This window comes from Streptomyces durmitorensis (genome assembly GCF_023498005.1).
Taxonomy (GTDB): domain Bacteria; phylum Actinomycetota; class Actinomycetes; order Streptomycetales; family Streptomycetaceae; genus Streptomyces; species Streptomyces durmitorensis.
In genome coordinates this window covers 1,312,580-1,325,972 of record NZ_CP097289.1, presented here as the reverse complement: position 1 = coordinate 1,325,972, position 13,393 = coordinate 1,312,580, and the positions used below count along the sequence as shown (strand labels likewise).

10 protein-coding genes are annotated in these 13,393 nt (G+C 70.1%); 4 read left to right on the top strand and 6 right to left on the bottom strand.

The window, feature by feature from the left end; translation table 11 throughout:
• Positions 1-71 precede the first annotated feature (71 nt).
• Both M4V62_RS06235 and M4V62_RS06230 read right to left on the bottom strand, forming a co-directional pair.
• Positions 72-1,034 (bottom strand): electron transfer flavoprotein subunit alpha/FixB family protein, encoded by a 963-nt coding sequence (locus M4V62_RS06235; RefSeq protein WP_249586213.1) that lies wholly within the window; start codon positions 1,032-1,034, stop codon positions 72-74.
• Between the two features lie 60 nt (positions 1,035-1,094).
• A complete protein-coding gene (locus tag M4V62_RS06230; RefSeq protein WP_249586212.1) occupies positions 1,095-1,889 on the bottom strand; it encodes an electron transfer flavoprotein subunit beta/FixA family protein in 795 nt (264 codons plus the stop codon).
• Positions 1,890-1,997: 108 nt separating this feature from the next.
• On the opposite strand from M4V62_RS06230, the gene M4V62_RS06225 reads away from it, so the two are divergent.
• Positions 1,998-2,705 carry a TetR family transcriptional regulator gene (locus M4V62_RS06225; protein WP_249586211.1) on the top strand — a complete coding sequence of 236 codons (708 nt, stop codon included), beginning with the start codon at positions 1,998-2,000 and terminating at the stop codon, positions 2,703-2,705.
• A gap of 167 nt (positions 2,706-2,872) precedes the next feature.
• A complete protein-coding gene (locus M4V62_RS06220; protein WP_249592712.1) occupies positions 2,873-3,202 on the top strand; it encodes a Zn-ribbon domain-containing OB-fold protein in 330 nt (109 codons plus the stop codon).
• Positions 3,203-3,227: 25 nt separating this feature from the next.
• Here the strand turns inward: M4V62_RS06220 and M4V62_RS06215 are convergent, their stop codons facing one another.
• The 3 genes from M4V62_RS06215 to M4V62_RS06205 form a co-directional block, all read right to left on the bottom strand.
• Positions 3,228-4,763, bottom strand: coding sequence for an AMP-binding protein (locus tag M4V62_RS06215; RefSeq protein WP_249586210.1), 1,536 nt, complete (start codon positions 4,761-4,763; stop codon positions 3,228-3,230).
• 81 nt (positions 4,764-4,844) lie between these two features.
• Complete coding sequence (locus M4V62_RS06210; RefSeq protein ID WP_249586209.1) at positions 4,845-6,302, bottom strand: cysteine desulfurase; 1,458 nt, start codon at positions 6,300-6,302, stop codon at positions 4,845-4,847.
• On the bottom strand, positions 6,289-7,677 hold the full coding sequence (locus tag M4V62_RS06205; protein ID WP_249586208.1) for a family 2B encapsulin nanocompartment shell protein: 1,389 nt from the start codon (positions 7,675-7,677) through the stop codon (positions 6,289-6,291). The genes M4V62_RS06210 and M4V62_RS06205 overlap by 14 nt, the downstream gene beginning before the upstream one ends.
• Positions 7,678-8,011: 334 nt before the next feature.
• On the opposite strand from M4V62_RS06205, the gene M4V62_RS06200 reads away from it, so the two are divergent.
• A complete protein-coding gene (locus M4V62_RS06200) occupies positions 8,012-8,869 on the top strand; it encodes a GNAT family N-acetyltransferase (RefSeq protein WP_249586207.1) in 858 nt (285 codons plus the stop codon).
• Between the two features lie 59 nt (positions 8,870-8,928).
• Here M4V62_RS06200 and M4V62_RS06195 read toward each other — a convergent pair whose 3' ends face one another.
• Complete coding sequence (locus M4V62_RS06195; protein WP_249586206.1) at positions 8,929-11,229, bottom strand: glycoside hydrolase family 3 N-terminal domain-containing protein; 2,301 nt, start codon at positions 11,227-11,229, stop codon at positions 8,929-8,931.
• A 187-nt stretch (positions 11,230-11,416) separates the two neighbouring features.
• On the opposite strand from M4V62_RS06195, the gene M4V62_RS06190 reads away from it, so the two are divergent.
• Positions 11,417-13,342, top strand: coding sequence for an ABC transporter ATP-binding protein (locus M4V62_RS06190; protein WP_249592711.1), 1,926 nt, complete (start codon positions 11,417-11,419; stop codon positions 13,340-13,342).
• The last annotated feature ends 51 nt before the right edge of the window (positions 13,343-13,393 follow it).

Genomic DNA, 13,393 nt, shown 5'->3' with positions numbered 1-13,393 from the left:
AGGCCTTCGCCGCCGCTGCGTGCGGTGGCGAAGGCCTCGTACTGCCGGAACCTCGTACTGCCTTGGGAGGGTCAGCCCTTGCGGGTGTTGACCTCTTCGGTGAGCTGGGGGACGACGTCGAAGAGGTCGCCGACCACTCCGTAGTCGACGAGGTCGAAGATCGGGGCCTCGGCGTCCTTGTTGATCGCCACGATCGTCTTGGAGGTCTGCATGCCCGCCCGGTGCTGGATGGCACCGGAGATGCCCGAGGCGATGTACAGCTGCGGCGAGACACTCTTGCCGGTCTGGCCGACCTGGTTGGAGTGCGGGTACCAGCCCGCGTCCACCGCGGCACGCGAGGCACCCACGGCCGCACCCAGCGAGTCGGCCAGCGACTCGATGAGGTGGAAGTTGTCCGCGCCGTTCACCCCGCGCCCGCCGGAGACCACGATCGCGGCCTCGGTCAGCTCCGGACGCCCGGTCGACTCCCGCGGCGTACGCCCGGTGACCTTCGTCCCGGTGGCCTGCTCCGAGAAGGAAACAGTGAGAGCCTCCACGGCGCCCGCGGCCGGAGCGGCCTCCACGGCGGCGCTGTTGGGCTTCACGGTGATGACCGGGGTGCCGGTCGTGATGCGCGACTTGGTGGAGTACGAGGCGGCGAACGCGGACTGCGTGGCCACCACAGCCTCACCGTCGGCCTCCAGGTCGACGGCGTCGGTGATGATGCCGCCCTTGACCCGCAGCGCCAGACGGGCAGCGATCTCCTTGCCCTCGGCGGAGGAGGGCACCAGCACCGCGGCCGGCGACACCGCCTCGTAGGCGGCCTGCAGCGCGTCCACCTTCGGTACCACCAGGTAGTCGGCGAACTCGGCGGCGTCACTGGTGAGGACCTTGACCGCGCCGTGCTCGGCCAGCACGGCCACCGTGTCAGCGGCACCGTTGCCCAGCGCCACGGCGACCGGGTCACCGATACGGCGGGCCAGCGTCAACAGCTCCAGGGTGGGCTTGCGGACGGCACCGTCCACGTGGTCGACATAGACGAGAACTTCAGCCATGGGACTTCAATCTCCTGCGGTTACAAGAAAGTGCGGCGGATGATGAGGGGCGGCCGAAGCTCAGATGAACTTCTGGCCCGCGAGGAACTCAGCGAGCTGCTTGCCGCCCTCGCCCTCGTCCTTGACGATCGTGCCCGCGGTGCGCGCGGGACGCTCGGTGGCGGAATCGACCTTCGTCCAGGCACCCTCCAGGCCGACCTCGTCCGCCTCCAGGTCCAGATCCGACAGGTCCCACGCCTGCACCGGCTTCTTCTTGGCGGCCATGATCCCCTTGAAGGAGGGGTAACGCGCCTCGCCCGACTGGTCGGTCACCGACACCACCGCAGGCAGCGAGGCCTCCAGCTGCTCGGACGCGGCATCCCCGTCACGGCGGCCCTTGACCACACCGCCCTCGACGGACACCTCGGACAGCAGCGTCACCTGCGGCACACCCAGACGCTCCGCAAGCAGCGCCGGGACCACACCCGCGGTGCCGTCGGTGGACGCCATCCCCGAGATCACCAGGTCGTAGCCGGCCTTCTCGATCGCCTTCGCAAGGACCAGCGACGTACCGATGATGTCGGTGCCGTGCAGGTCCTCGTCCTCGACATGGATCGCCTTGTCCGCGCCCATCGACAGCGCCTTGCGCAGCGCGTCCTTGGCATCCTCCGGACCCACCGTCAACACGGTGATCTCCGCTGGATTGTCGGAGTCTGCCTCGTCCGCGATCTGCAAAGCCTGCTCGACCGCATACTCGTCCAGCTCCGACAGCAGGCCATCGACGTCATCCCGGTCGACGGTCAGGTCATCGGCGAAGTGCCGGTCGCCGGTGGCGTCAGGCACGTACTTCACGGTGACAACGATCCTCAAGCTCACGCCGGCTCTCCTACCTGGTGCGATTCGTTATGACGACGGTATGGCACTCAGTACCCCCTGTAAAGGTACGTAGTGCCAGATAGGCCTTCACGATGCTACGTTCCCCGCATGACTGAGGCGCGCGGAGCAGCGAAGAAGGCCCCCATGCGGGAGGTGCTCGCCAAGGCGGCGTTCCAGCTGTTCCTGGAGCGCGGCTTCGAGCAGACCACGGTGGACGACATCGTGGCGCGGGCCGGGGTGGGGCGCCGCTCCTTCTTCCGGTACTTCCCGTCGAAAGAGGACGCGGTCTTCCCCGACCACGAGAGCTGCCTGGCCGACATGACGGCGTTCCTGGACGCGGCCGACGGCGCTGATCCCGTGGACGCCGTGTGCGACGCGGCCCGGATCGTGCTCCGGATGTACGCCACGAACCCCGAGTTCTCCGTGCAGCGCTACCGCCTCACGCAGGAGGTCCCCGGTCTGCGTACGTACGAACTCTCCGTGGTGCGCCGCTACGAACGCACCATGGCCGGTTACCTCCGCGGTCGCTACGCCGACGCCGAGGACGGCTCGCTGCGTGCCGAGGTGATCGCCGCCGCCGTGGTCGCCGCGCACAACAACGCCCTGCGCTCCTGGCTGCGTTCGGGCGGTGACGGCGACGCCGAGGCCGCGGTGGACCACGCGCTCGGGCTCGTGCGGGACGGGTGGGGGAGCGCCGCCACCGGCGGGGGAGCGGCCGCCGACGCCGCTGACGAGGTCGTCGTCATGGTGGTCTCGAAGCGTGCCCCCATGTGGCGCGTGGTGCAGCGCGTCGAGTCGGCCCTCGGCCAGGACTGAGCAAAGTAGCACTCAGTACCTTTACCTTCTGGCACTCAGTGCCATATGGTGCGGATGCGTCGACGCCGAGCGCGGCGCATCCGAGCCGAGTGCAGGTCAATGCAGGGGGTCGAGTCGTGTCCCAGCAGGAATTGAGCATCGCGCCGACAGAGCACGAGCGAACCGGCATGATCTACCAGCGCTGCCGATGGTGCGGCACCGCGTCCTTCCGGCGCATGCTGTGTCCGGTGTGCGCGTCCAGTGATCTGGCGTCCGAGCGGAGCGACGGCGAAGGCGTCGTCGTCCAGTCCAGCGTGGTCAACCGCTACACGGGGACCGCACGCAACGAGTCCCTCGTCCGCTTCCCCGAAGGGTTCGTGTTCCGCTGCCGTGTCGTGGGCGCCTCACCGCATCTGGTGTGGGTCGGCGCGCGTGTGCGGCCCGTGGCCGGGTCCGATCCGGAGACCGGGGAGGCCGTCTTCGAGCTCTGCGAGACGCACACGAGCGTCGACTGGTAGCGCTTTTGGCAGGTGATGCCGCCGATCAGTTGACGCCGCGTTCGCGCCCTTCCCAGTAAGGTCCGCGCAGCTTGTACTTCTGGAGTTTCCCTGTGGCCGTGCGGGCCAGTTCCGCGCGGAACTCCACCGAGGTCGGCGCCTTGAAGCCGGCGAGATGATCCTTGCAGTGCCGGATGAGCTCCTCCTCCGTGGCGTGCGCGCCGGAGGCGAGGACGACCAGGGCCTTGATGGTCTCGCCCCACTTCTCGTCCGGCACCCCGATGACCGCGACCTCGGCGACCGCGGGGTGGCTGAACAGCACGTCCTCCACCTCGATCGAGGACACGTTCTCACCGCCGGTGATGATGACGTCCTTCTTGCGGTCACTGATCGTCAGATGTCCGTCCGCGCCGATCGACCCGCCGTCGCCCGTGTGGAACCAGCCGTCCTCCAGGGCCTTCGCGCTCTCCTCGGGCTGCTCCCAGTACCCCTCCAGGATCACGTTCGAGCGGGCGAGCACCTCTCCCTCGTCCGACGTGCGCAGCGTCACGCCCAGGGCCGGGGCACCGGCCTGGACCAGTTTCTCCGCGCGCTGCTGCGAGGTGAGGCCGTCCCACTCGGCGCGGGTGCGGTTGATGGTGAGCAGGGGAGAGGTCTCCGTGAGGCCGTAGATCTGGATGAACTCCCAGCCGAGCTCGGACTCGACCTGTTCGACCGTCTTGGTGGGCGGCGGAGCTCCCGCGACGATGATGCGCACCCGGTCCCGGCCCGGGATCTCCCCGTCCCAAGAACGCGCGGCGGCGAGCACCGCGTTGACCACCGCGGGCGCCGCGCACATCACCGTGACCCCGTGCTCGGCCACGCGGCGCAGGATCTCCGTGCCGTCCACCTTGCGCAGCACGATCTGGCGCGCGCCCATGCCGGACATCGCGAACGGCATGCCCCAGCCGTTCGCGTGGAACATCGGCAGGGTGTGCAGATAGACGTCCCGGTCCGTGACCCCGGCGTGCAGCGCGAACGTCAGGGCGTTCACCCAGATGTTGCGGTGCGTGATCTGTACGCCCTTGGGGCGCGCGGTCGTACCGCTGGTGAAGTTGATGGTCGCGGTGGCGTTCTCGTCGTGCTCCCAGGGCTCGGGCTCGGTGTCGAACCGGTACAGCTCCGCGTCGGCCTGTGCCCCGAGCGTGAAGCGGTGCTTGCAGGCCACCTCGGAGAGGCGGTCCTCCAGCTCGGGGTCGACCAGGAGCACGCTCGCCCCCGACTGGGCGACGATGTAGCTCACCTCGTCGGGCGAGAGGCGGAAGTTGACCGGCACGAGGACCCGGCCGTGGCCGCTGACGCCGAAGAACGACGTCAGCAGCCGCGCGCTGTTGTGCGAGACCACGGCCACCCGGGCGCCGTGCGGCACCCCGAGCGCATCGAGACCGGCGGCCTGTGCCCGCGCCAGCTCACCCACGCGCCGATAGGTGAGCCCCTGCCAGGGCTCGGCAGGCTGATCGGGCTCGTCGACGATGCCGACCCGGTCGCCGTACACCGCCGTGGCGCGGTCCAGAAAATCAAGGGCCCCGAACGGGACGAACATCCTGCCTCCCGAAGCTCAGTCGATGTACGTCGCCTATCCGACCATGCCGCGCCGGAAACGGGACCCCTTGACGTCCGTCGACTAGATCCGCCCCGGTTGCTCGGCCTCCGGCGCCTCCTGGAGCCGCCGCAAGGACGCCACCAGCTGATCCACCTCCTCCGACGTGTTGTAGAGCGCGAGTGACGCGCGGGCGGCCGACTCCAGGCCGTAGTGCGCCAGCGCGGGCTGGGCGCAGTGGTGGCCCGCGCGGATGGCGATGCCGTCGCGGTCGAGCCAGTCCGCGATGCCGGCCGGGTCGTGGCCCGCGAGCGTGAACGTGAGGACCGCGATCCGCTCGGGCGCCGAACCCAGGACCTCAAGGCCCGGCACCGTGGCCAGCGCCTGTTGCGCGTACGTCATGAGCGCGGTCTCGTACGCGGCGACGGCGTCCCGGTCGAAGGACGTGAACCAGTTCAGCGCGGCAAGCAGGCCGACCACGCCCGAGATGTGGCCCGTCCCCGCTTCGAGGCGGTGCGGGACCGGTGCGAACGTGGTCCGCGTGAAGTCGACCGACTCGATCATGTTGCCGCCGCCCTGCCAGGGCCGCATGGCCTGGAGGATCTCCGGCTTGGCGTAGAGCGCTCCGATGCCGGTCGGGGCGAAGAGCTTGTGCCCCGAGAAGGCGTAGAAATCTGCGTCCAGATCCCGCACGTCGACCGGGAAGTGCGCGACGGCCTGCGCCCCGTCCACCAGGACCTTGGCGCCGTACCGGTGGGCGAGGGCCGTCATCTCCTTCACCGGCGGGACGGTGCCGAGGACGTTCGACGCGTGGCTGACGGCGACGAGCTGGGTGCGGGACGAGAGGAGATCGGCGTAGGCGTCCTGGTCGATCGCTCCCTCGGGCGTGAGGGGGATCGGGACGACCCGGGCGCGGGTCTCCTTCGCGATCAACTGCCAGGGGACGATGTCGGAGTGGTGTTCGAGGGTGGCCACCAGAATGTCGTCCCCGGGACCGAGGTTGGCCCGCCCCCAGCTCTGGGCGACCAGGTTGATGGCCTCGGTCGTGCCGCGTACGAAGACGATGTCGTCCGGCGAACCGGCCCCCAGGAACTGGGCGACCGCCGACCGTCCCGCCTCGTACATCTCCGTCGCCTCGCGCGCCATGGTGTGCGCGCCCCGGTGGATGTTGGAGTTCGCGGCGCCGTAGAAGGCGCCGAGCGCCTCGATGACCTGGCGGGGCTTCTGCGTGGTGGCGCCGTTGTCGAGCCAGACGAGGGGGTGGCCGTTGACGGTGCGGTGCAGGATCGGGATGTCCTGGCGCGCCGACTCGGGCGAGAACCCCGGGGGTTGGAGCTGCGGGAGCGCGCCCGGCCCGGGGGCCGCGGCCGGGGAAGCGGGTTCCGCGGGGGCCGTCGGCAGCACCGCCGTCGACCCCGTCGGTCCTGTCGACCCCGTCGGTCCTGTCGGACCCGCACCCGTGCCGGGCAGCCCCGGCACCCCCGTCACACCCGAGAGCCCCGGAACGCCGAGCCCGCGCGCCGTGACGTCAGGAGTAGTCATGGTAGTTCGACACCTCGACGTTCTGCAGGACGGCGATGGCGTCCTCGACCAGGACCGCCGTGTTGAAGTACGCCGTCATCAGGTACGACGTGATGCCCTTCTGGTCGACGCCCATGTTCCGCATGGACAGGCCCGGCTCGACCTCGTCCGCGACGCCCGCGGGACGCAGCCCCACGACACCCTGCTCGGCCTCGCCCGTCCGCATCAGCAGGATCTCCGTGGTGCCGACGCCGGCACCCATGCCGTTCGAGAACCGCACCTTGTCCGACGGGATCAGCGGAACGCCGCGCCAGGTCAGGAGCGGGCTGCCGAAGCGGTTGTCCGTCACCGGGGGTACGCCCCGCCGCGTACATTCACGGCCGAAGGCGGCGATCGCCCTGGGGTGGGCCAGGAAGAAGCCGGGCTGCTTCCAGACCCGGGTCAGGAGCTCGTCCATGTCGTCGGGGGTGGGGGCGCCGGTGCGCGCCTGGACCCGCTGCCCGGCGGAGACGTTGTGGAACAGGCCGTACTCGGGGTGGTTGAGGAGCGAGGACTCCTGCCGCTCCCGCAGCGCCGCGATGGTGAGGTTGGACTGCGCGCGCGTCTGGTCGATGGGCCCGTTGTAGAGGTCGGCGACCCGGGTGTGCACGCGGAGCACCGTCTGCGCGAGCGTCATGTGGTACTCACGCGGCGCGTCCTCGTAGTCGACGAACGTCCCGGGCAGATCGGGCTCACCGACGTGCCCGGCGCTCAGGTCCACCGGCACCTCGGCACCGGGCGTCATGGCGTCCCCGTCGCAGTACGCGGTGATCGCACCCCCCAGCGCCTCGTCCCGGTCGGCGAGCCCCGCGAGCGCGCTGCGGTCGGCGCAGAGCGCCACACCCGGGGTGAGTGCCTTGACGCGGTACGGCATCGCCGCGGTCCGCGTCCACGCGCCGAGGTCGAAGAACTGGCCGTCGCCGACGACTTCGAGCAGCGCGTCCTCGCCGTACCGCCCGGTCACCCGCTTCTCGGCCTTGCCCTGCACGATCACCCACAGCCGGTCGGCGGGGTCGCCCTCCTGGGCGAGGACCTGCCCGGCCTCGAAGGTGACCTCGGTGAAGGCACCGGCCAACTCCGCGAGCAGTGCGTCGTCGGCGTCGCGGAGGTAGGGCACCTCGCGTAAGTCGCCCGGCACGACACGCTGCGAGCCGCTCTCCTCGTACGTGGTGATGCGGTCGTCGCCGAGCACGAACGTCCGGCGGCGGTTCACCCGGTAGGTGCCCGACTCGACGTCCACCCAGGGCAGGGCGCGCAGCAGATAGCGCGGCGTGATGCCGCGCATCTGCGGAGTGGTCTTGGTGGTCGTCGCCAGTTGCCGTGCGGCATCCGGGCCGAGTGCGAGCCGGTCGTTCACTGGAACCTCCTGGAAGAACGGTCTTTCGTGGCTGCCGCTATGGCATTCGGCGCCGATCGTCTTCGCGTTGTTCCATGACCGCAAGTGGTCTTTTTTCAAAGGTAGTTGGGAAAAGGCCGGAAATGAACTGACAGTGGGCCTCGCGCCCCAGGGCCACCCTTCCAGGGCCCTTGCGAAAATTCACTCCACAGCAGATATCAGGCTCAAATCATCCCAATACCGGAGCCAAGCACCCCTGAAAGGAGCGCTTATGTCTCGGGTAGCGGGGACAGGAGTCGGGAAGGATGGTTCCGGCGCGAGGGACGGTCCCCTCCGGCGTACGAAGGGTGCAGCGATGACAGATTCGGTCCCTGGGGAGCTCACCGTCTCGCGGGCGACGCCCGACGACTGGCGGGTCGTCAGCGGATGGGCGGCGGACGAGGGCTGGAACCCGGGTCTGCGGGACGGCGCTTCCTTCTTCGCGCAGGACCCCGAAGGATTCTTCATGGGCCGCATCGAGGGGGAGCCGGTCTCCGCGATCTCCGTCGTGAACTACGACGAGGTGTACGCCTTCCTCGGCTTCTATCTCGTCCGCCCCGACCTGCGCGGCCACGGCCACGGCCTCGCCACCTGGCGGACCGCGCTCGCCCACGCGGGCAACCGCACCGTCGGCCTCGACGGCGTGGTCGCCCAGCAGGACAACTACCGCCGCTCGGGCTTCGAGTTCGCCCACCGCACCATCCGCTACTCGGGCACCGTGCCCGGAGGTGCCGCACGACCCGCGCGGATCCTGCCGGTCGAGGCCGCGGGCCTGCGGGCGATCACCGCGTACGACGCCGCGAGCTACCCCGCCGACCGCCCGCGCTTCCTGGAGTCCTGGCTCACCGCTCCCGGGCACCGCGCCCTCGCCCGCATCGTCGACGGCCGCATCACCGGTTACGGCGTGCTGCGCCCGGCCCACGGCGCCCTGCGCATCGGGCCCCTGTTCGCCGATACGCGCGCCGACGCGGAGGAGCTCTTCGACGCGCTGACGGCGGAGACGGACGGCGTGCCCGTCGTCATCGACGTCCCCGAGTCGCAGCCGCACGCCGTCGCCCTGGCCGAGACGCGCGGCATGAAGCCCACGTTCGAGACCGCCCGTATGTACACCGGTCCGGTGCGGGAGCGGGCCGAGGAGCGGGTCTTCGGCGTGACCACGCTCGAACTGGGCTGAGGGAGACGAGGGCCGGGCCCCACCGGGACCCGGCCCTCCCGCTCACCTGCCTCCGGTCGTCACGTGATCGTCAGCCTCTTCTTGGCCTTGGCCTCGGAGCTGTTGCCCACGTAGATGTCCACGGCCCCCTCCTCGACCCGGAACTCGCCGCTCTCCGCGTTCGTCCAGAACCCGAAGTCGTCGGCCCCGAGCCGGAAGCGGACGGTTCGCGACTTGCCGGGCTCAAGCGTCACCCGGCGGAACCCGCGCAGCTTGCGCACCGGCTGGGCGATGCTCGCCGCGATGTCGTGGACGTACAGCTGGACGACCTCGTCGCCCGTGCGCTCGCCCGTGTTGCGGACGGTGACCGAGACCTCCAGGGTGTCGCCCTTGCGCAGCGCCCGCGCCGACACGTGGTCGCGGCTCAGCTTCGGCTCGCCGATCTCGAACTCCGTGTAGGAGAGTCCGTGGCCGAAGGCGAACTGGGGGTCCTGGGGCAGGTCGAGGTACTTGGACGTGTACTTGTTGTCCGCGTTGTAAGGGCGGCCCGTCGACTCGTGGTTGTAGTGGACCGGGATCTGGCCGACCGTGCGCGGGAACGAGACGGGCAGCTTGCCGCCCGGATTGACCTTGCCGAACAGCACGTCGGCGATCGCGTTGCCCGCTTCCAGGCCCGGGTGCCAGGCCTCGAGGACGGCGGGCGCCGACTTCAGCCAGCCGCCGACGGTCAGCGGGCGCCCGTTGACCAGGACCACCACGAACGGCTTGCCCGTCGCGGCGATCGCCTCGATCAGCTTCTCCTGCCCGCCCGGCAGGCCGATGTCGCTGCGCGCCGCCGCCTCGCCGCTCATCGCCGGGGGCTCGCCGACCACGACGACGGTGACGTCCGCCGCCTTGGCCGCGGCGACCGCCGCCGGGATGCCACCGGTGTCCGTGCCCTCGGGGTCGACGCCCTTCGCGTACGTCACCTTCGCCCGCGGAGCCGCGGCCTTCACCGCGGCGAGGACCTTGCCCGAGGGGAAGCTCTTCGCCGCGCCGGGGAACGTCCAGGTGCCGAGGAGGTCGTCGGAGTCGCCGAACGGGCCGACCACCGCGATCGATCCGGCCGACTTCTTGAGCGGAAGCGCCTTGTCGTCGTTCTTCAGGAGCACCATCGAGCGGGCGGCGGTCTCGCGTGCGGCCCTGCGGGCCTCTGCGGACGGCTTGTCGATGGCGGTGTCCTCGTCGGCGTACGGATGCTCGAAGAGGCCGAGCTCGAACTTCAGGCGCAGGATCCGCGCGACGGCCTCGTCCAGGCGCTTCTCGCTGATCCTGCCGCTGCTCAGGAGCTTCTTGCCGTGCTTGGCCAGGTCCGTGCTCGCCATCTCCATGTCGACGCCGGCGTTCAGCGCGAGGCGGGCCGCGTCGGCGCCGTCCTCGGCGAAGCCGTGCGCGATCAGCTCGTCGACGCCGTTCCAGTCGCTGACGACGAAGCCGTCGAAGCCCCACTCCTTGGAGAGGATGCCGGTCAGCGTGTGGGAGTTGCCGTGGGCCGGGACGCCGCTGATGGTGTTGAAGGAGGCCATCACCGTGGCCACGCCCGCGTCCAGCGCGGCCTTGAACGGCGGCAGATAGTGGTTGCGCAGGCGCGACTCCGACACGTCGACCGTGTTGTAGTCCCGGCCGCCCTCGGCCCCGCCGTACGCGACGAAGTGCTTGGCGCAGGCGGCGATGCGGTCCTCGGCGTCGAGGCCCGAACCCTTCTCGCCCTGATAACCCTCGACCTTGGCCACGGCGAACGCCGTCGTGAGGTACGGGTCCTCGCCGCAGCCCTCGGCGATACGGCCCCAGCGCGGCTCGTGCGTGACGTCCATCATCGGCGAGAACGTCCAGTGCACGCCGTTCGAGCGGGACTCCTTCGCCGACACCTCGGCGTCCCGCCGTGTGACCTCCGGGTCGAAGCTGGATGCCTGGGCGAGGGGGATCGGGAAGGTCGTCCACAGGCCATGGATGACATCGAGCCCGAAGAGCAGCGGGATGCCGAGCCGGGACTCCTCCACGGCCATGCGCTGCAGGGCGTTGCTGCTCTTGGCGCCGAAGATGTTCAGGACCGAACCGAGCCGTCCGGCGCGCGCCGCGTCCTCGACGTCCTTCGTCTCGCTGCCGCCGGGACCCGTGCTGACGGCCCAGGGGAGCTGCTGCAACTGACCCAGCTTCTCTTCGACAGTCATACGGTCGAGCAGCTTCTTGATCTTCGGGTCAAGAGGGCTCGGGGGGCTCGGGGCGCTCGGGCGCTGCGGCGCGGCCTGGGCGATTCCGGTTCCGACGGCGGTGAAGCCGCCTCCCGCGACGGCAGTGCCGCCGATCGCGGACAGCAGAGTACGCCTTCGTAGCTCTCGCATGTGTTCGCCTTCTCGCGTCAGGAAGTCGACAACCTCTGTGATGGCCACAAGAGTTGAAGCGAAAGTACGTTCCTGTTACATGCGGGTCAAGGGATGCGGCAGGGACGCGCGGGGGCCTTGTTCCGGTGCCTTGCTCTCCGAAGCTTGACCTCAAGGAAGCTTGAGGTTCTACGTTCTTCTCATGAGCATGGAAACGACAGCCTGGACCCAGCTGCAGAGCGTCATGAACGCCGAGCAGGACCGCCGTCCCTTCGCCCGCGCCACCTTGCGCCGCATCGGGACCTTCGCCCGCCCGCACAAACGTCGCATCGTCTACTTCGTGCTCCTGAGCATCGTCACCGCGATGCTCGCCGTGGCGACGCCCCTTCTGGCGGGCAGCGTCGTGGACACGATCGTCTCGGACGGGGATTCCTCGCTCGTCGTCCGGTACGCCCTGCTCATCGCCGCCATCGCCGTCGCCGAGGCCGGCTTCGGCCTGCTCAGCCGCTGGCTGTCGGCGAACCTGGGGGAGGGGCTCATCCTCGACCTGCGCACGGCCGTCTTCGACCACGTCCAGCGCATGCCCGTCGCCTTCTTCACCCGCACCCGGACCGGCGCCCTCGTCAGCCGCCTCAACAACGACGTGATCGGCGCCCAGCGCGCGTTCAGCAACACGCTCTCCGGTGTCGTCGGCAACGTGGTCATGCTGCTCCTGACGCTGGCCATGATGCTGAGGCTCTCCTGGGAGATCACGCTCCTCGCCCTTGTCCTGCTCCCCGTCTTCATCGTGCCCGCGCGCCGCATGGGCTCCCGGATGGCGAAGCTCCAGCGCGAGGCCGCGCACCACAATGCCGCGATGGGCACGCGCATGACCGAGCGCTTCTCCGCTCCTGGCGCCACCCTCATCAAGCTCTTCGGGCGCCCCGGCGCCGAGTCGGAGGAGTTCGCCACGCGGGCCCGCCGGGTGCGGGACATCGGTGTCCGCACGGCCATGGCGCAGTCCACCTTCATCACCGCGCTCACGCTGGTCTCGGCGCTCGCCCTGGCCCTCGTCTACGGCCTCGGCGGCTACTTCGCCCTGAGCGGCACCCTGGAAACCGGCGCGGTCGTGTCCCTCGCCATGCTCCTGACCCGCCTCTACGCGCCGCTGACGTCCCTGGCGGGAGCCCGGGTCGAGGTCATGAGCGCGCTCGTCAGCTTCGAGCGGGTCTTCGAGGTCCTCGACCTGAAGCCGCTGATCGACGAGAAGCCGGACGCGACGAAGGTCCCCGATGGCCCGGTGGCGGTGGAGTTCGACGACGTCCGCTTCGGCTACCCCTCCGCCGACAAGGTCTCCCTGGCCTCCCTCGAAGAGGTCGCCTCCCTCGACACCCGAGGCGGCGACGAAGTCCTGCACGGCCTCTCCTTCCGCGCCGAGCCCGGCCAGACCGTGGCGCTCGTCGGATCGTCGGGCGCGGGCAAGTCGACGATCGCGCAACTGCTTCCCCGGCTGTACGACACGGACGGCGGGGCCGTACGCATCGGGGGAGTCGACGTCCGCGACCTCTCGGCGGCATCCATGCGCCGGACGCTCGGCATGGTCACCCAGGACGGCCACCTCTTCCACGAGTCGGTCCGCGCCAACCTGCTGCTCGCCCGCCCCGAGGCCACCGAGGACAACCTGTGGGACGTCCTGCGCAGGGCCCGCCTCGAAGACCTCGTACGCTCCCTGCCCGACGGCCTCGACACCGTGGTCGGCGAGCGCGGCTACCGCCTCTCCGGCGGCGAGCGCCAGCGCATGACCATCGCCCGGCTGCTGCTCGCCCAGCAGCGGGTGGTCATCCTCGACGAGGCCACGGCGCACCTGGACAACACGTCGGAGGCGGCGGTGCAGGAGGCTCTGGCCGAGGCGCTGGAGGGCCGCACCGCGATCGTCATCGCGCACCGGCTCTCGACGGTGCGGTCGGCCGACCAGATCCTCGTCGTCGAGGCCGGACGGATCGTGGAGCGCGGGACGCACGAGGAACTGCTCGCGGTGGAGGGCCGGTACGCGGAGCTGTACCGGACGCAGTTCGCGGGGAAGGCGGGGAAGGGGGAGGAGACGGTGGACGTGGAGAAGGCGGAGAAGGCGGAGACGGCGGGGGTGGCGGCGTAGGCGCGCGGCTCATCTCCGGCTCCTCCGGTCCCGCCCCGTCGATCCACGACG